The organism is Paraburkholderia sp. RL17-383-BIF-A (assembly GCF_046028015.1).
Classification (GTDB): Bacteria; Pseudomonadota; Gammaproteobacteria; order Burkholderiales; family Burkholderiaceae; genus Paraburkholderia.
Window position 1 is genome coordinate 102,011 of the sequence record NZ_JARESR010000012.1, and the last position, 18,810, is coordinate 120,820.

At 63.2% G+C, this 18,810-nt stretch carries 16 protein-coding genes; 8 read left to right on the forward strand and 8 right to left on the reverse strand.

The window, feature by feature from the left end; all coding sequences use genetic code 11:
- Positions 1-13 precede the first annotated feature (13 nt).
- On the reverse strand, positions 14-1,030 hold the full coding sequence (locus tag P0D71_RS16375) for a GGDEF domain-containing protein (RefSeq protein WP_091802502.1): 1,017 nt from the start codon (positions 1,028-1,030) through the stop codon (positions 14-16).
- A 229-nt stretch (positions 1,031-1,259) separates the two neighbouring features.
- Between P0D71_RS16375 and P0D71_RS16380 the strand changes: the two genes are divergently transcribed.
- From P0D71_RS16380 to dinB, 5 genes are all read left to right on the forward strand, one after another.
- Positions 1,260-1,814, forward strand: a complete 555-nt coding sequence (locus P0D71_RS16380; RefSeq protein ID WP_091802505.1) for a cytochrome b — start codon at positions 1,260-1,262, stop codon at positions 1,812-1,814.
- A gap of 118 nt (positions 1,815-1,932) precedes the next feature.
- On the forward strand, positions 1,933-2,508 hold the full coding sequence (locus tag P0D71_RS16385; protein WP_091802508.1) for a YceI family protein: 576 nt from the start codon (positions 1,933-1,935) through the stop codon (positions 2,506-2,508).
- Positions 2,509-2,554: 46 nt separating this feature from the next.
- A complete protein-coding gene (locus P0D71_RS16390) occupies positions 2,555-3,133 on the forward strand; it encodes a YceI family protein (RefSeq protein WP_091802511.1) in 579 nt (192 codons plus the stop codon).
- 483 nt (positions 3,134-3,616) lie between these two features.
- Positions 3,617-4,222, forward strand: coding sequence for a hypothetical protein (locus tag P0D71_RS16395; RefSeq protein ID WP_408300914.1), 606 nt, complete (start codon positions 3,617-3,619; stop codon positions 4,220-4,222).
- 71 nt (positions 4,223-4,293) lie between these two features.
- Positions 4,294-5,460: a DNA polymerase IV gene (gene dinB, locus P0D71_RS16400; RefSeq protein WP_408481003.1), complete on the forward strand. Its 1,167-nt coding sequence runs from the start codon at positions 4,294-4,296 to the stop codon at positions 5,458-5,460.
- On the opposite strand, the gene P0D71_RS16405 is transcribed toward dinB, so the two are convergent.
- From P0D71_RS16405 to P0D71_RS16430, 6 genes are all read right to left on the reverse strand, one after another.
- On the reverse strand, positions 5,427-6,881 hold the full coding sequence (locus tag P0D71_RS16405; protein WP_408182032.1) for a heavy metal sensor histidine kinase: 1,455 nt from the start codon (positions 6,879-6,881) through the stop codon (positions 5,427-5,429). The two genes, dinB and P0D71_RS16405, sit on opposite strands and share 34 nt — an antisense overlap.
- Positions 6,878-7,564 carry a heavy metal response regulator transcription factor gene (locus P0D71_RS16410; protein ID WP_091802526.1) on the reverse strand — a complete coding sequence of 229 codons (687 nt, stop codon included), beginning with the start codon at positions 7,562-7,564 and terminating at the stop codon, positions 6,878-6,880. The genes P0D71_RS16405 and P0D71_RS16410 overlap by 4 nt, the downstream gene beginning before the upstream one ends.
- A gap of 76 nt (positions 7,565-7,640) precedes the next feature.
- The gene (locus P0D71_RS16415) at positions 7,641-9,137 is read right to left on the reverse strand and encodes an efflux transporter outer membrane subunit (RefSeq protein ID WP_408481005.1); all 1,497 of its coding nucleotides are present in this window, start codon (positions 9,135-9,137) and stop codon (positions 7,641-7,643) included.
- Positions 9,134-10,357 carry an efflux RND transporter periplasmic adaptor subunit gene (locus tag P0D71_RS16420; protein WP_408481007.1) on the reverse strand — a complete coding sequence of 408 codons (1,224 nt, stop codon included), beginning with the start codon at positions 10,355-10,357 and terminating at the stop codon, positions 9,134-9,136. Before P0D71_RS16420 ends, P0D71_RS16415 begins: the two co-directional genes overlap by 4 nt.
- Before the next feature lie 35 nt (positions 10,358-10,392).
- On the reverse strand, positions 10,393-13,632 hold the full coding sequence (locus tag P0D71_RS16425; protein ID WP_408481009.1) for an efflux RND transporter permease subunit: 3,240 nt from the start codon (positions 13,630-13,632) through the stop codon (positions 10,393-10,395).
- Positions 13,633-14,007: 375 nt separating this feature from the next.
- Positions 14,008-14,442, reverse strand: a complete 435-nt coding sequence (locus P0D71_RS16430) for a VOC family protein (protein WP_408481011.1) — start codon at positions 14,440-14,442, stop codon at positions 14,008-14,010.
- A gap of 143 nt (positions 14,443-14,585) precedes the next feature.
- Between P0D71_RS16430 and P0D71_RS16435 the strand changes: the two genes are divergently transcribed.
- The 3 genes from P0D71_RS16435 to P0D71_RS16445 all read left to right on the forward strand — a co-directional run bounded on the left by P0D71_RS16435 (position 14,586) and on the right by P0D71_RS16445 (position 16,693).
- Positions 14,586-15,470, forward strand: coding sequence for a LysR family transcriptional regulator (locus P0D71_RS16435; RefSeq protein WP_408481013.1), 885 nt, complete (start codon positions 14,586-14,588; stop codon positions 15,468-15,470).
- Between the two features lie 155 nt (positions 15,471-15,625).
- Positions 15,626-16,264 carry a LysE family translocator gene (locus P0D71_RS16440; RefSeq protein ID WP_408481097.1) on the forward strand — a complete coding sequence of 213 codons (639 nt, stop codon included), beginning with the start codon at positions 15,626-15,628 and terminating at the stop codon, positions 16,262-16,264.
- A 69-nt stretch (positions 16,265-16,333) separates the two neighbouring features.
- On the forward strand, positions 16,334-16,693 hold the full coding sequence (locus tag P0D71_RS16445; RefSeq protein WP_091802544.1) for a hypothetical protein: 360 nt from the start codon (positions 16,334-16,336) through the stop codon (positions 16,691-16,693).
- A 42-nt stretch (positions 16,694-16,735) separates the two neighbouring features.
- On the opposite strand, the gene P0D71_RS16450 is transcribed toward P0D71_RS16445, so the two are convergent.
- Positions 16,736-18,433, reverse strand: a complete 1,698-nt coding sequence (locus P0D71_RS16450) for a SulP family inorganic anion transporter (protein WP_408481015.1) — start codon at positions 18,431-18,433, stop codon at positions 16,736-16,738.
- Positions 18,434-18,810: the final 377 nt, after the last annotated feature.

Consider the following 18,810-nt stretch of genomic DNA (forward strand, 5'->3'; position numbering starts at 1 on the left):
CGTTGGCCGCGCTTCATCCCACCCGGCTCACCGCGGCGATGCAGTCGCGCCCGTTGTCCTTCGCGCTGTACAACTGCGTATCCACCAGGTTGACGAAGGCCACCGGGTCGCCCGCCTCTGCCGGAATCGTCGTGCCGACGCCGAAGCTGGCCGTCACCGTCTGCCGGAACGGCGAGCGCTCATGCGCGATCTGCTCGGCGGAAATCCGCTCGCGGCAACGCTCGGCCACCTGGCGCGCGGCCTCGGCGCCGGTGTTGGGCAGGATCAGCACGAACTCTTCCCCGCCGAAGCGGCCGACGAAGTCACCCGGCCGCACCGCGCCGCTCAGCACGCCGGCCAGCCGCCTCAGGCACTCGTCGCCCTGCACGTGCCCGTAGTAATCGTTGTAGGACTTGAAGAAGTCGATATCGACCATGACCAACGAGAGCGGCGCCGCATGGCGCAAGGCCGCGCTCCATTCCCGTTGCAGGTTGGCGTCGAACGCGCGCCGATTGCCGACGCCCGTCAGGCCGTCCCTGAACGACAGCGCCTCGAGTTCCCGTTGCAGCGCGGCCAGTTTCTCCTCGGTCTTCTTGCGCTCGCTGATATCGAACATGAAGCCGACCAGCGATTCCACCTCGCCCTGCGCGTCGCGCACCACATGCACCACGTCGCGCAGCCACACGTATTCACCCCGGCTCGTCAATGCGCGATAGTCGGCTTCGTGATCGGTGCCGGCCTTCGATTGCGCCACGCAGAATTCGACCACCTTGTCGCGGTCGTCCGGATGCATGCGCGCCGCCCAGTCCTGCACGGTTTTCCAGCTAGCGGGCGCCCAGCCGAGCAGGGCTTCGATCTGCGGGCCGATATAGGCGAACTCCATGGTCGCCCAATCGATCTTCCAGGGAATCGCCCTGGTCGATTCGAGCAACGTGCGGTAGACCGCCGCGTCGTGCTCCAGGTAGCCTTCCACCCCGGCTGCGGCAGCCGCCGTGTCGTGCCGCAGAAAATCCGCGCCGAGCGCGACAGCGTTGTTATCGATTCTGTTCATTGGCCTCAACTCTCCTCGCGGTTCAGCCGGCAAATTACCACAGCGCCCTGTCGCGCGGCCCGTTAAGGCCGCCGCCGCGCGTTATTCCAGCGACATTAGCGTCACGGTTACAACAATGTGTTCTCTTCTGCATGCCTATTCAGTTTTCATTGGCATCCCTACCATCCGCACTTCATCTGCATTTATCTGCATTCGTCGGTTATCGCCGACGCCCCACGAGCGCGACACAATGAAATCCAGCCCTGCCCAACCAGACCGCTACCACGGCGCCGCCATTGCCTTGCACTGGCTGATCGCGGCGTTGATGATCTGCGGCTTCTATATCGGCTGGATCATGACCGATATCCCCGGCTTCACGCCCACCAAGCTCAAATATTTCTCCTGGCACAAGTGGATCGGCGTGACCGTGTTCGTGCTCGCCGTGGCCCGCGTGCTGTGGCGCGCCACCCACCGCGCGCCGGCGCTCGACAGCGCCACGCCCGCCTGGCAGAAGGCCGCCGCGCATCTCGTGCACGCCGTGCTGTACGTGTTGATGCTGGCCATTCCGCTGTCCGGCTACTTCTATAGCTCCGCTGCCGGCATTCAGGTGGTGTATCTGGGCATCGTGCCGCTGCCCACCTTGATCGGCCCGGATCAGGCGCTCAAGGCGAGCCTGCGCACCGTCCACGTGCTGCTCAACTACACGTTGCTCGCCCTCGTTGCAATGCATGTGGCGGCGGCGCTCAAGCATCAGTTCCTCGACCGCGATGGATTGCTCGCGCGGATGGTTCCGTTCCTCAAGTAACTGACCGGCAGGCAACTCATAGCAGACGGACCGCAGGTCATTGGCAACGGTTTGTTGGCAATCAAATTCCCAGCGGTGCGCAATCAACGCACGCGGGTTCGATAGGATGCGTACCACTATGAAATCAAACTTTTATCTCTCCGCTCACCGTGTCACGCTCGCCGGCATAACGGCCATCTCGCTGTTTGGCGCGAGCTTCGCGCACGCCGATGTCGACACGAGCAAGAGCACCGTCATTGCCACCACGAAGCAGATGAACGTGCCCGTCGACGGCAAGTTCAGGAAGTTCTCGGCGCAACTGACTTTCGATCCGGCCAAACCGACCGCCGGCAGCGCCAATGTGTCGATCGACACGGGCAGCTACGACCTCGGCGCCGACGACTACAACAAGCAGGCCCAAGGCAAGGAATGGTTCGACAGCGCCGCCTACCCGGCCGCGACCTTCGTCTCCAGCGCGATCGCGCCGGCGGGCGGCAATCAGTACAAGATCACCGGCAAGCTCACCATCAAGGGCAAGTCGCAAACCGTGGTGGTGCCCGTCACCATTGCAAGCCAGGGCGCTACGCAAACCTTCGACGGCGCGTTGCCGATCAAGCGCTCGCAATTCGATGTCGGCACCGGCGAATGGAAAGACACCTCCGTGGTCGCCGACGAAGTCGTCATTAAATTTCACCTCGTCGCTTCGAAGAAATAACCCGACACCGAAGCGTCGCCGCACTTTCTGAAACCTGGAGAACACCTTGAAGAAACAACTTTTGCTCGCCGCAGGCGCGCTGGCCGCCGCATTGTCCTTTAACGCCATGGCAGCCGACACGTACCAACTCGACCCGACGCACACCTACCCGAGCTTCGAGACCGACCACTTCGGCGGTATTTCGGTCTGGCGCGGCAAGTTCAAGAAGAGCAGCGGCACCGTGGTGCTGGATCGCGCGGCGAAGACCGGCACGGTGGACGTGACGATCGACATGAGCTCGGTGGACATCGGCAACGACAAGCTCGACGCGGAACTGGTCACGGACAAGTTCTTCGACGCCGCCAAGTATCCGACCGCGTCCTACAAGGGCACGCAGATCCGCTTCGACGGCGACAAGCCGGTGGAAGTGATCGGCACGCTGACGATGCACGGCATCACCAAGCCGGTCAATCTGAAGATCGAATCGTTCAAGTGCTTTGTCAACCCGATGCTCAAGCGTGAAGTGTGCGGCACGGAATCGACCGCGACGTTCAATCGCGACGACTTCGGCGTCGACTTCGGCAAGGCCTACGGCTTCAAGATGCAGACCACGCTGCACATCCAGGCCGAAGGCATCAAGCAGTAAACCGCTGCCTTTCAGGCCGGCGTCAGGCGGTTGCGGCAACCGGTCTCTGTACCGGCATGTCGCCGCAACCCGCCCCTACCTGAGTACACCGGCCGGTTCCGTCGCTCAGCCGACCAGCCGCTCACGAGCGAGCGGAACGTATCCTTTTTCGAGTGCCGTGTGCGTGCCGAACGGGTCTTCTGTGGAAGTAATTATCGAAGCGCCGCAACGGTTCAAGTCACCGAATAGCCCTATAAAACAGGGCTATTTTTCATGTCGCGTGCGATTAAATCGCGTGTTCGGCATGTTTTACGCGTCATAAATTCCGTTTTCTCCGCAACCCAAAACTTGAGCGCGAAGAGCTGCCATAAGTACCCGCTATTCATTCATTTGAACCGCTCGGTTAAACCGTAAAGTCGCCAGCACGGAAATAATCCTTTGTCGGGAGACTGTGCGGTGAAATTGGTAAAAAATGCGGCTGTGGTCGCGGCGTTGGCGGCGACGATGGTGGGAGCAGCACAGGCGCAGGAGATTTATGTTCACGGCGGCTCGCTCGGCGCCGGTGTGGGCGCGGCGCTGCCGCTGACCTCATGGGCGGGCGTGCATGCGGAAGTCGAAGGCTTTGGCCTGTCGCATTCGGTCCACGCCAACGACAACGAATACGACGGTCACCTCAAGCTCTTGCAGGGCGGCCTGTATCTCGACCTGTTCCCGTTCAGCTCCAGCGGTTTTCGCGTCACGGCCGGCGCGCTCATCAACGACGACGAACTGAGCGCCCACGCCGTGCCGAACGCGCAAGGCAACTACAAGATCGGCGACGACTACGTGCCGGCCGTGGCCGCCGCGCCATCGGCCACGGTCACGCTGCCGCGCGTCATGCCCTATCTCGGCATTGGTTACGGCCATAAGCCGGTTTCGAAGGGTTTCGGGCTGACGCTCGATCTCGGCGTCGCCTACGGCCGTCCGCGCACCACCTATAACGTGCCGGCGATCTATTCGATGTTCACCACGCAGGCAAATATCGACGAGCAGGAACGCAAGATCAGCGACAAGGTGGAGCGCTACAAGGTTTATCCGGTGCTGCAGATCGGCGTGAGCTACCGCTTCTGAGCGGTCCTTGCGGCGGCAGAGCAAGGTAGTATTACGGTTTGGCTTTTGTTGTCATCCGTTTTCTCCATCCCATGAGTTCTGCAGGCCGCCACATCGCGCACCTCGACATGGACGCGTTCTACGCGTCCGTCGAACTCTTGCGCTATCCGGAATTGCGGGGCCAGGCGGTGGTGATCGGCGGCGGCCGCAGCGGCGTGCCGCAAACGCTCGAAGACGGCACCCGCCGTTTCGCCAGGCTGCGCGACTACGCGGGCCGCGGCGTGGTAACCACCTCCACTTACGAAGCCCGCGCACTCGGCGTGTTCTCGGCCATGGGCATGATGAAGGCGGCCATGCTCGCGCCGGACGCCATCCTGCTGCCCACCGACTTTGACTCGTATCGCCACTACTCGCGCCTCTTCAAGGCGGCGGTCGCCACCTTCACGGACCGTATCGAAGACCGCGGCATCGACGAAATCTATATCGATCTGACCGACGTGCCGGGCGAGCCGCGCGAGACCGCCGCGCGCATCAAACAGGCGGTCAATCAGGCCACCGGACTCACCTGCTCCATTTGCGTGGCGCCGAACAAGCTGCTGGCGAAGATCGGCTCCGAACTCGATAAACCCAACGGACTCACGATCCTCACGCCGGCCGATGTGCCGCTGCGCGTGTGGCCGCTGCCGGTGCGCAAGGTCAACGGCATCGGGCCGAAGGCCGCGGAAAAGCTGACCGCGCTCGGTCTCGCCACGGTCGGCGACCTGGCCGCGGCAGATGCGGGACTGTTGCAGGACCACTTTGGGCGCAGCTACTCGGCGTGGCTCATGCAGGTCGCGCAGGGCCAGGACGAGCGGCCGGTGGTGGTCGAATCGGAGCCCAAGTCGATGAGCCGCGAAACGACCTTCGAGCGCGATCTGCATCCTCGTCACGACCGCCCGGCGTTGTCGAGCTCGTTTACCGGCTTGTGCGTGCGGGTGGCGGAAGATCTGGTGCGCAAAGGCTACGTGGGTCGCACGGTGGGTATCAAGCTGCGTTACGACGATTTCCGCACCGTCACGCGCGATCTGACGCTGGATGCGCCGACCGCCGACGCCGCCGAGATCCGCCGCGCCGCAACCGAATGCCTGCGCAGAGTGGAATTGAACCGCAAGCTGCGGCTGCTCGGTGTGCGCGTAAGCGCCTTGAGCCCGGCCAACGCGCTGCCGCCGCAAAGGCGGCTGCCGGTTCAGGCCGACTTGCCCTTTACCAGCGACGAATAATCCGCCGACCCGGCCGCAGCGCTTGCGTTCGCCCGCACCGGCCGCATGCCGGCTTCGACCGGCAGCGCCGCGACCGAGAACGCAAAGGTGTTGATGCCGTGCGCGCTCTGCGCCGACACCGTACCGCGATGCATCTCCGCAATCGCTTTCACGATCGCGAGACCCAGCCCGTGGTTTTCGCGGCTATTGGTGCGCGAGACCTCCGCGCGATAAAAACGGTCGAACAGATGTTCGAGCACGTCCGGCGAAATCGGTGCACCGGGGTTGGCCACCGCGACGCGCACCTGATCCTCTTCATTCACGATCGTCACGTTGATCTCCGCGCCGGGCTCGCAATGCTGGATGGCGTTCATCAACAGGTTCGTGCAGGCGCGGCCGAACAGCGAGCGGTTCACGCGCGCCACGGCGTCACCGCGCAATTGCGCATGCACTCGCGCTTCTTCGAGCGGAATCTCGAGAAACTCCAGCGTGTGTGCGACTTCCGCGGCCAGCGACACTTCGACCAGACCAGTTGCCCGCTCGCCCTGATCGGCGCGGGCGAGGAACAGCATGTCGTTGATGATCGCGCGCATGCGCTCGAATTCTTCGAGGTTCGATTGCAACGTATGGCGCAGATCGTCGACCGAACGATTGCGTGTCAGCGCCACTTCCGTCTGGCCGATCAGAATCGTCACCGGCGTGCGCAGTTCGTGAGCCACGTCCGCATTGAACGATTCGAGGCGGCCGTAGGCGCCGTCCAGCCGCTCGAGCGCGCCGTTGAAGGAATTCGCCAGGTCGCTCAATTCGAGCGGCAGCGCGGCCGTGTTCAGACGCTGCGAGCGATTGTTCGGGCTGACGGCGGACGCGTCGCGCGTGAGGCGCGTGAGCGGCGCGAGACCGAGCCGGGTGACGGAGTAGCTGAGCAACAGGACAGCAAGACTGCCAAGCGCCGACAGCGCGGCGAGTGCCGAGCCGAACACGCGCATGGTGCGCACGTTGGGCGAGTAGCTCGCGGCCACCTGCAATTGAACCGGCGGACGCGCGCCGTAGGCCGGGATCGTCACCGTGGAGGTGAGCATGTCCTGACCGCCGCCGGCCGGCGTCACGCGTGTATAGCCGCCCGGCCAGCTCGTCACCACCGGACCGTCCACCAGCTTGCCGTAATGAAAGTATGGGTCGGTGCTCGACACCGCATAGACGGTGCTGCCGTCGTGCGGCGTCATGTCAGTGAGTTTTTCGCGCGCCATGCGCCATTTTTCCGGCGTGACCGCGTGATAGACAATGATGCGCGCAATCTGCGTGCGATCGTCGAGCGACTCGCGCAGATGATGTTCGAGCTGCGTGCGCAGCACCAGAAAGAGCCCCGTGCCGACCAGCGTGAACACGAACAGTGCGACGAACGCGAACATCATGGCGAGGCGCCGGGCGATCGAACGGTTCATGACTGCTCCGCCTCCTCGCGCACTTCGAGCACGTACCCCATGCCGCGCACGGTGTGCAGCAGCTTGGAGGAAAACGGGCCGTCGAGTTTGGCGCGTAATCGTTTGATCGCGGTTTCGACCACGTTCGTATGGCTGTCGAAATTGACGTCCCAGACGAGTTCGGTAATCGCGGTCTTCGAGAGTATGTCGCCTTGCCGGCGCGCCAGCACGCTGAGTAACTGGAATTCCTTGGCGGTCAGGTCGAGGCGCACGCCGTCGCGGGTCGCGCGCCGGCCGATCAGATCGACGAACAGATCGCCCACGGAAATCAGCGTGGATTCCTGCGAACGGGTGCGCCGCGCCAGCGCGTGCAACCGTTCGACCAGTTCGAGAAACGAAAAGGGTTTGGTGAGGTAGTCGTCCGCGCCTTCGCGCAAGCCGCGCACGCGGTCGTTCACATGGTCGCGCGCGGTGAGCATGATGACCGGCGTCGATTTGCGCATGCGCAGTGCCTTCAGCACGCTGAAGCCGTCGCGTTTGGGCAGCATCACGTCGAGGACGATCACGTCGTAATCGAATTCGGTGGCCAGATGCATGCCTTCCTCGCCGTCGAGTGCGACGTCGACGACCCAGCCCTGCTCTGTCAAACCGGAGCGCAGGTAGTCCACCACCTTGTGCTCGTCTTCAACAATCAGCAATTTCATGCGCGTCCCCTTGTCTGTGCATTATACGAAACGCCTCGCCGCTCCCCTGCGTCCGCGCTACTCATGATCCATCGGCTCACCGCGCGGGAGCCATTGCCTCCTTCGTGTCGCCGGGCTGCGTGCTCTTCGGCGTGTCCGCCATATCCGCGCCGACGTCCCAGCCACCGCCGAGCGCCTTTACGAGCGATACCGACAGCGTCATCTGCTGGCCGTGAATCTGCACGTCCTGGCGCTCGCTGGTCAAGAGCGACTGCTGCGCGGTAATGACGTCGAGGTAAGCGACGAGGCCGCCCGAATAGCGGTCGTTGGCGAGCGCCAGCAGATGCTGCGCGTCGGTCACGGCCTCGCGCGACTGCCTGGCCGCGCCGTCCAGCACGGAGAGTCCGGTAATGCCGTCCTGCACCTGCTGGAACGCGGTGAGCACGGTCTGGCGGTAGTTCGCCTCGGTGGCCTTGTAGCCTTCGCTCGCGAACTGCACGTTGGCCGCGCGGCGGCCGCCGTCGAACAGCACCTGGCCGACCGCCGCGCCGAGCGTCCACATCAGCGTGGGCGCGCTCAGCAGGCTGGCGAACTGCGTGCTTTCCCAGCCAATGCTCGGTGTCAGCGTCAGACTCGGGAAGAACGCCGCCTTGGCGACGCCAATCTGCGCATTCGCCGCGGCCATCGCGCGCTCCGCCGAGGCGATATCCGGCCGCCGTTGCAGCACGTCGCTCGGCACGCCGAGCGGAATCGACGGCACCTGGACATCGACCACTTTGGGTGCGATCGAGAACTGCGGCGCGGGCACGCCGACCAGCGCGGCAATCGCATGTTCGAACTGCGCGCGCTGATTCAGGAGCAGTTGCGCCTGCACGCGTGTCGAGTCGAGCAGCGACTTCTGTTGCAGCACGTCGAGTCCCGACACCGAACCGAGATCGTGTTCCGTCGTGACGTAGTCGAGCGCCTTCTGTTGCAGTTTCACCGATTGATTCAGCACGTCGATCTCGGCGTCGAGTTCGCGCAGCGAGAAATAGTCGGTGGCGAGATCGGTGGTGAGAACGAGGCGTGCGTTGGCGAGGTCGTCCGCCGATTGCTGTGCGGATGCCACCGAGCCTTCCACTTCACGCCGTATCCTGCCGAATAGATCGGTGTCGTAGTTGATGGTGGGGCCGAGCTGCACGTTGTTCTGCACGGTCGACGTGGTGGGCGTGCCGTAATTGGTCCGCGGGCGATCCTGCGAAATCCGGAAACGCGATGCCTGTGCCGCCAGATCGACTTCAGGAATCTGCTGCGCGCGGGTGTTCGCCAGCGTCGCCCTGGCTTGCTCATAGTGCGCGCTGGCCGCCACCAGCGTCTGATTCTGCGCGAGCGCCTGGGTTTCCAGCGTGGCAAGCGTCGGATCGTTGAACGCACTCCACCAGTCCGGCGAAATCGGCGCATGCGACGGCACGGCCACGCGCCAGTACGAATCGGTTTGCCAGGTAGGCGGCACCTCGGCCTGCGGCCGCTGATAGTTGGGCCCGACCGTGCACGCGGCCAGCAACGCCGTGCCCGCGAGCGTCGTTATCGCACGCCCTGTGGCCACGCGCTTCACGACGCCCCCTTGCCGTTGGCCCGCGGCGGCTGGATCTGCACGTGATCGCCGTCCGCGATCGAATCGCTCGGGTTGATGATGACCTTGTCGTTGGCCTCGATCCCGCTTTCTATTTCGAGCGACTGTCCGAGGTCTTGCGCAATCACGATCTTATGCAACTGCACGTTGCCGTTCGCGTCGACCACCGCGACGCGCGGGCCTTCGGCGCGGAACAGCAGCGCGTTGCCCGGCACCATCAACTGCGCGTGGGCGACTGCCGGCACCGCGACCTGCACGTAAGCACCGGGTCGCAGCTTGTCGTCGGGATTCGGCAGCGTCACTTCGACCTGCAACGAACGGGTGGGCACGTCGATCGCGCCGGACATGTGCGTGATGGTGCCGTGGAATTGCTGGCCCGGCAGTTCGGCCTGCGTCACCACCACCTTCTGTCCCACCGACACGTTTTGCGCGTATGCCTGCGGCAATTGCACATAGACACGCAGCGGGTCCGACTGCGCAAGCGCGAAGAGCGCGCGGCTCGTGCCGCTGCCCGCGTCGATCAGGTCGCCGACATCCACATTGCGCTGCGTGACCACGCCCGCGAACGGCGCAACGATGCGCTTGAACGATTCGAGCTGCTGCAGGCGCTTGACGTTGGCGTCGGCAGCGGCCAGGTTGGCGACGTCCTGCGCATACGTGCTCTGCCGTTCGTCGAGCTCCTGTTGCGAGACCGCGTCGCGCTGGCGCAATTGCTGCCAACGGTCCAGCGAGCTTTTGGCGAGGCCGAGGCTCGAACTGGTTTGCTGACGCTGCGCCAAAGCCTGCGCGAGTTCCTGATCGATTTCCGGCGTATCCAGATCGGCGAGCAGTTGGCCCTGCTTCACGCGCGTGCCGATATCGGCGTACCAGTGCAGCAGATAACCCGTGGAGCGCGCATAGATCGGCGATTCGACATAGCCGCGCAGCGTACCCGGTAGCAGCGTATTGCCGCCGCCTTCGGTCTGGGTCGGGCTCACCACGTTCACGTACTGCGTGGCGTTCTGCTTCGTGGTCTCCGCCACCGAACGGTTTTGCATCACGTTCGCGATCACGGTGCGCAACGCCCCGACGGCGAGCAGCGCCAGCACGATCCAGACAGCGATTTTGGCGCGTTTCCATTCGCGATGGCGCGGCGGCAAGGCGTGGCCGCCTTCGGTCTCTCGCGAGGGAATCGCTAGCGATGCATGAGTTTTTTCGGTCATCTCAGTCAGCCATCTCAGTCAGCCGTCAATTAACTTTACGCGGGCTTGCCGGCGCCGCCGTGGTCCGGCGTCGGGCCATCGTGGCCATCGCCGTGGGAGTCTGCGTGGTTCGCGCCGCCGTCGTCGCCATCGTCACGGTGGCGGCGTGCGAGCCGCGTGTGAATGGCCGCGAACACGAGCGGCACGAAAAACAGCGTGGACACCGTGGCGAATAGCAATCCGCCGATCACCGCGCGGCCGAGCGGCGCATTCTGCTCGGCGCCTTCGCCGAGACCGAGCGCCATCGGAATCATGCCGATGATCATCGCAAACGCGGTCATCAGCACCGGCCTGATCCGGCTCGCACCGGCTTCGAGCGCGGCGGTCAACGGCGGTGCGCCGGCGGAAAGCCGTTGGCGCGCGAACGACACCATCAGAATACTGTTGGCGGTAGCCACGCCCATCGTCATGATCGCGCCGGTCAAGGCCGGCACACTCAGATGCGTGCCCGTCAGGAACAGCATCCAAACAATGCCCGCGAGCGCCGCGGGCAACGCGCTGACGATAATCAGCGGATCGACCCACGACTGGAAATTCACCACGATCAACAGGTACACCAGCACGATCGCCATCGCCACGCCGAGTCCCAGCCCGAAGAACGAACTGCGCATGGTCTGCACCTGGCCGCGCACGGTAATCTGACTGCCGCGCGGCAGCGACGCGCGCATGTTGTTCACGAGCTGGTCGACCTGATTCGCCACGCTGCCCAGGTCGCGCTTCTCGACGCTCACATACAGGTCGATCACCGGCTTGATGTTGTAGTGCGTGACTTCCGCGAACTGGTTTTGCGGCGAGACCCGCACCAGGTTGCCGAGCAACTGCGTCGGGCCGTTGGCCGAGCCCGACACCGGCGTGCGCAACAGTTCATCGATCGACGAGACCTGATACTGCGGCGTCTGCACCGCCGCGTTGTATTCAACGCCGTTCTTGTTGTTGAACCAGAAACCCGGCGAGGTCTGCGAACTGCCCGACAAGGAAATGAGCACGTTCTGCGCCACGTTGCTCGCGCTCAGATTGAGCTGCTGCAAACGCGTGCGATCCATCTGAAGGTTGATCGCCGGTTCATCCAGCTTCTGCTGAATGTGGGTATCCACCGTGCCGGGAATCAGGCGCACCTGTTTCAGCAGCTTGCGCGCGACGTCGAAGTTGCCCTCCTGATTCGCGCCGGAAATCTGCACGTCCACGGCGGCGGGCAAGCCGAAGTTGAGAATCTGCGTGACGATGTCGGCCGGTTGAAAGAAGAACTCGACGCCCGGAAATCGCTGCGGCAGGATCGCGCGCAGTTTGTCCATGTAGATTTGCGACGGCTCGTGGTCTTCATTGAGCGCCACCTGGATCTCGCCGTCGAGCGTGCCGATCGTGCCCGCATTGCTATAGGAGAGGTTGATGCCGCTATAGGGCAAACCGAGGTTGTCGAGAATCGTGCCGAGTTCTTTAGCGGGCACTACCTCGCGGATCACATTTTCGACCTGGTCGGCCAGACGCGCGGTTTCCTCGATGCGGGTGCCCGTCGGCGCACGCATGTGCAGGCGAATGTCGCCAGCATCCACACTCGGGAAAAAGTCTTCGCCGAGCACGAAAATCAGGCCCATCGACACGACGCAAAAACCGAGAAACACGCTGCCGAACACACCACGGCGCACCAGCACACTGCTGAGTATCATGATGTAGCCGGCGCGCATGCGCTCGAATCCGCGATCGAAACGGTGATAGATGCGCATGAACGGATTCGGCTTCGCGCCCTCTTTCGGTTTGTGCGCGTGCCCCATCAACAGCATCGCCAGGGTCGGCACCAGCGTACGCGACAGAACGTACGACGCCAGCATGGCGAACACCACGGCCTCGGCGAGCGGCACGAAGAGATACCGCGCCACGCCGGTCAGGAAGAACATCGGCACGAACACGATACAGATACACAATGTCGACACCAGCGCCGGAATCGCGATTTCGCCCGCGCCATCCAGAATCGCATCGTGCAGATTCGTGCCCATATGCAAGTGCCGTTCGATGTTCTCGATCGTCACCGTGGCATCGTCCACCAGAATCCCGACCGCCAATGCCAAACCGCCGAGCGTCATGATGTTGATCGTCTGCCCGAGCGCATGCAGCGCGATCAGCGAGGACAGGATCGACAGCGGAATCGAGATCGCGATGATGCAGGTGCTGCGCCAGTTGCCGAGAAACAGCAGGATCATCGCCGCGGTCAGCGCGGCGGCAACCAGCGCCTCGCGCACCACGCCCTGCACGGCCGCTTTAACGAACACCGATTGATCGAATAGCGGCGTGATCTTCAGGTCCGGCGGCAGTGCCGCCTCAGCGCCCGGCAGCAGGCCACGCAGCGTGTTGACGATCGAGAGCGTCGACGCACTGCCGTTCTTGAGCACCGACATCAGCACGCCGCGATGGCCGTCCTGCCGCACGATATTGGTCTGCGGCGAGAAGCCGTCGCGCACGTGCGCGACTTCCCTCAGATACGTCGTGGCGCCGTTGAGCGTACGCACCGGAATATCGTTGAGCCCTTCCACCGTGGCGGGCGAACCGTTCATGTTGATCGTGTATTCCTTCGGTCCGATCTTCGCCGTACCGGTCGGCAGAATCAGGTTTTGCGCGTTGAACGCGCTGACCACGTCGGATGGCGTCAGGCCTTTGGCAAGCAATGCGCGCGTGTTCAGATCGACCGAGATCAGCCGCGATTTGCCGCCGTAGGGGTACGGCACGGCCGCGCCCGGAATCGTCACGAGTTGCGGGCGCAGAAAGTTCAGCGCCGTATCGTTGAGCGCCTGCTCCGAGAGCTTTGGGCTCGACAGGCCAAGCTGGATCACCGGAATACTGGAGGCCGAGTAGCTGATAACCAATGGCGGCGTGGCGCCGGGCGGCATCTGCTTGAGCTGCGCCTGTTCGACGGCCACCGTCTGCGCGATCGCGGTCTGGATGTTCGCCGTCGGCTGCAGGAAAACCTTCAGAATCGTAATGCCCGCGAGCGATTGCGATTCGATGTGTTCGATGTCGTTGACCGTGGTAGTCAGACTGCGCTCGTTCACCGACGTAATGCGGTTGGCCATGTCTTCGGCCGACAAGCCCGTGTAGGTCCAGATGATACTGACCACCGGAATATTGATTTCCGGCAGCACGTCGACCGGCGTGGTGAACAGCACGAATGGCGTCGCCAGCAAGATCAGAATGGCCATCACGATGAACGTGTATGGCCGTTTAAGCGCAACGTTGACGATCCACATTGAAACGTGCCCGAGAGAATGCAGGTAAGGGATGGGTGAATCTGCGCCTATGCTAGATCGATAGCACCAACGCCTGCATGGCGCGAAAATGGCGGAATTGTCAGGAAGGCTAATGTAAGAAAACGGGGCGCTTGAGACGGGACGCAGTTTGCTGACAAGCAAACGTTTGATACCCAAAGATAGGCGAGATTGATGCGCGCCTTGACGCGATGCTCCGCGCCGGCATCGCGGAACATCGCACAGATTGATTTGCGCAAAGCAAATACTTCACGCTTGTTGAAAGCTTAGTCGATCACTGTCCACTTGCCATTTCGCCGGCACTTTCAGCAGTGCCGGTTCTGGCGTTCAGTTCGGCTTCAGCGTGAATGGCCGGCATTACTTGGCGAACAACGACGACATATCCGCGAACGCCTTGAACTCCAGCGCATTGCCCGACGGATCGAGGAAGAACATGGTGGCCTGCTCGCCCACTTCGCCCTTGAAACGCACGTGCGGCTCGATGATGAAGTCGATGCCCGCTTTCTGCAGTTTGTCCGCCGCAGCCTGCCACTGCGCCATCGAGAGCACCGCGCCGAAATGACGGACCGGCACGGCGTCGCCGTCGACCTTGCTGGTCTGACGGTGGCCGATTTCTTCAGGCGCGAGATGGGCGACGATCTGATGACCGTAGAAATTGAAATCGACCCATGCGTCCGAGCTGCGCCCTTCCGGACAGCCCAACAGGTCGCCGTAAAACTCGCGCGCGGCGGCAAGGCTATGAACAGGGAACGCCAGATGGAACGGCGGCAAGGCGGTGTCGGCAACGCTCATGATGGGGAAACTCGCTGATTGGAATTGGGTTGAACGTGCCGGCGCTCCACGCCACACGCGTAAGGCCAAGTTTAACCATGACTAAAAATGGTGAAAAACGATATATATTTGACCTGACCCACACCAAAATCGATCAATCGATCATGCTGAGCGAACTCAAGACCTTTATCGCCGTGAGTCAGTACGGCACGTTTTCCGGCGCCGGCGCGCGGATCGGCCTGACGCAATCCGCCGTGAGCGCGCAGATGCAGCGGCTCGAACAGGAACTTGGCTTTGCGCTATTCGACCGTACCGGCCGCTCCGCCACGCTCAACGACGCCGGCCGCGAAACGCTCGCGCTCGCCGAGGAAATGATGACGCTATACGCCCGGCTCTCCGAACGCGGCGCGGGCGCGGCGGAAAGCGGCATGCTACGGGTGGGCGCCATTGCTTCCGCGCAAGTGTCGTTTCTCGCCGATGCGCTGGCGCGTTTTCGCGAAGACCGGCCCGGTTGGCGAATTCGCGTCGTGCCGGGCGTGTCGCTGGGCTTGCTGGGCCAAGTGGATTCCGGCGAACTGGATCTGGCCGTCATTATCAAACCGCCCTTCGCGCTGCCGTCCGAACTCGAATGGCGCACGCTCGTCACCGAACCGTTCGTGCTGCTCGTGCCCAAGACGCTCGTGCGCGGCAAGGGCCACGCCCGATCGTGGCGCGAGCTGTTGCGCAGCGAGCCGTTTATCCGCTACGACCGCACGTCGTTCGGCGGCAGACTGGTCGACCGGTTCCTGCGGCGCTCGCGGCTGAACGTACACGATGTGATCGAACTGGATGAGTTACAGGGGATCGTGCAACTGGTCGCGCGCGGCATCGGCGTGGCGCTGATTCCGGATAGCGCGGGACTCGGCAACTGGCCCGCCAACGTCGCCGCGCTCGAACTCGGCGAGGCGACGTTTCACCGTGAGATCGGACTCGTGCAGCGTCCACGGCATAGCCGGCAGGCGGTGGCAGGCGCGCTCGCCGATTGCATCGGCATGGCGGCAAAAGCGTGAAGCGCTGCGCGTACGCATGATTGTGCCGTTGCGGGAGCGGTCAACTGTATCTGTGAGACTCGTGCGGCCCCATGCAGAATCCTCATTCGCGTGACGCTTACCGCTTTCCGCCCGTGTGCGCGCCGCACGGTTTGCCCGCCGCCGAGGTTCAGCCCATGACCGCCAGCCCCTTCCTCACTGCCGATGTCCTGATTGCCTACAGTGCGTACTTCGTCGGCACGGCAAGTCCCGGACCGAGCAATCTCGCCATCATGTCGCTCGCCATGAGCGCGGGCCGCCGATCCGCCTTGACCTTCGCGCTCGGCGTGGTGTCGGGGTCGTTCTTCTGGGCGCTGCTGGCGTCACTGGGTTTGTCCGCGGTGCTCGCCACGTACTCGGAGTGCCTGGTGGCGATCAAGGTCGCTGGCGGACTGTATCTGCTGTGGCTCGGTTTCAAATCCGCACGCTCGGCCTTGCGCGCCGAGGCATTGCCCAGCGCCACGACACGGCAGGACGCAACGCTCAAGCGCCTGTATCTGCGCGGGCTGCTGCTCCATCTCACCAATCCGAAAGCGATTCTCGTCTGGCTGTCGATCGTTTCGCTGGCCATGTCACCCGCGAGCGGCACGTCGCACACCGCGCCGGTCGTGCTCGGTTGCATGTGCATCGGCGTATCGGTGTTCAGCAGTTATGCGGTGCTGTTTTCGACCGCTTCCGCGCGGCGCATCTATGTGGCGATCCGGCGCTGGCTCGACGGCTCGCTCGCGATCATGTTCGGAATCGCCGGCATCAAGATGCTGACTTCAAAAAGCTGAGCGCGCTTCGAGACATCCACCGCTCTGCGATACTGTCGCCGTGACGACTGAAGCGGATAAGCGAACACGATGAGCGGCGGTAATGAAGTGAACCCGGCAACGCAGCGCTCGCCGCGGCAGAAGCGGTTCTATCTCGCGGGCATGGTCGCGCTCGTGGCCGGCGTGATCGCGGCGGCGATCATCTATGCGACAGCACCACCGCCGGACAGCGCCGTCTCCATGTACAGCATGGCCGATCCACGCTATCAGATCGAATTGCAGCGCATCGGCGGCAATGCGGCGGTGCTGATGGCGCAATTTCATCAATGGTTCGACGGGCTTTGGCACGGCACGGCGCTCGCTTATACGGTGGCCGTGCTGGGCATCGCCATCGCGGGCATGTGTTTCTTTATCGGCCATTTCTTCGCTGACGAAGAACCGCCACGCTAAAGCCATCACAGCTCGACGCGAGCATGCGCTTGCGTGCCTCGTCTACCTGCCGGCCGGGCTCACTACGCCGGCCGCGCGCAGCGCCTCGTGCAAGGTGTTGAAAATACAGCTTGCATCGATAATCGGCGTAATGCCGTGCCGGTCCATATCCGAGCGCAAATATTGGTTCACGCGCGCGAAGAAAACCTCGATGCCCTGGCGCTTCAGCGTCGCGCACAACTCGCCGACCGAGCGCGCCGCCGAATAGTCGATGTCGGTGATCGCGCTCGCGTCGATCACGAAACAACGCACTTTGCTGGGCGCCTCGTCGATCAGGCGGCGGGCGTCGTCGACGAAAAAGTGGTCGTTCGCGTAAAACAGATCGGCGCCGAAGCGATAGACGATCAGGCCCGTCGCGGTCTGCATGCCGGGCACGGCAGGCTCCGGAACCCAGACGCCGTTGTCGCCGGGAACGAGAATCATCGTGTGCGGACGGTAGCTGTGCCGCACGTGACGCAGCAGCGAGAGCGCCACCGCGACCAGGATACCGTGCTCGACGCCGATCAGCACCACCGCCGCCGCGGTGAACACGGCCAGCGCGAATTCACCCGGGCTTTCGCGGCGAATCGCAAACAACGTCTTCAGATTGATCAGACCGATGGCGATCGTAAACACGATGCTGGCGAGAATGCAGTGCGGCAGATACTGCAGGAATCGGCTGAAAAACAGCAGCACCGCGACCACCACCGCCGCGAACACGAGCTGCGCGAACTGGCTGCGCGTGCCGGCGAGATCCGCCATGGCGGTTTGCGTCGGGCTGCCGTTCACCACGAACGCGCCTGAAAACGCCGCCGCCGCGTTGGCTGCGGCGATGCCCAGCAGATCGGCATTCGTGTCCACCGATTCGTGGTAGCGCTCGGCGAACACGCGACTCGCGGCAGCGCTTTGCGCGACGATCATCACGAAGCAGGACGCCGCGACGGGCAGAAGATCGAGCGCCTGCTGCCATGTCACCGACGGCATGCGCAGCGCCGGCAGCCCACCCGCCACCGGGCCGAGTACGGCGATACCGTGAGCCGAAAAACCGTAGAGATTGCTTGTGGCGATACCCGCCACCACCGCGATCAACGGCACCGGCACGCGTGGCTGAATGCGCTTGAACGTCAGAATGGCGCCGACCACCAGCAGCGAAATGGCGAGTGTCGGTGGATGGATTTGCGCTGCTCCGTGCACCACCAGCATCAGCTGATCGACGCTGCGCGAGGCGCGGCCGGGCACGCCGGACATGTCGCCCAGCATGCTGATACCGACCTGCACACCGACACCGGCGAGAAACCCCACCAGCACGGTGCGCGACAGGAAGTCAGCCAGAAAGCCCAGTTTGAAAATGCGCGCGACGAACAGCAATGCCGCGGTCAGCAAGGCAACCATCGCGGCAAGCGCGGCATAGTCGGCGCTGGAGGGCGGCGCCATGGTGGAAAGCCGGCTTGCGAAAATAGTGGCGGTGGCGGAGTCGGCGGCCACGACGAGGTGCCGCGAGGCGCCGAAGAAGGCAAAGGCGATGAGTGGCAGAAAGACCGTGTAGAGGCCCGTCACGGCCGGCATGCCGGCAATGCGCGCATAGCCCAGCACTTGCGGAATATCCATCGACGCAAGCTGCACACCGGCTAGCGCATCGCGCGCCGCCGCAGCACGGTTCAGGGGGAGGACGCCCTTCAGCACGCTGACACGCGCCGTGACATTCACCAGAAAATCTCGCATACGCGATACTGCCCTAATCTTGGGTTATCGCGCATCGTGCCGCGACTCGGCACTTAAAGGCAAGACTTGTCGCGAGATCGGCTCAACAAAACCGCACTCCCCAGCACGCGGTTCAGCGGTGCTGCAGGAAACATCCGACCAGCGGATTCAACGCTTGAATTGTCCCGTCACCGGATCGACGTGCCGCGCGAAACCAATTAACGCGGCGATGCCGATCGGGCAGGCAATGAAGAACACGGCCAACATCTCACACCCCGTAACAAAATGTTACCGGCAAGTCTACGTGATTGGCCTGCGAATTGAATGAGGGAAAACGGCAAATCAGTGTATCGGCAATTACAACAATCTCTTGAGTGTCCGCTTTCGCGCGCGGCGAA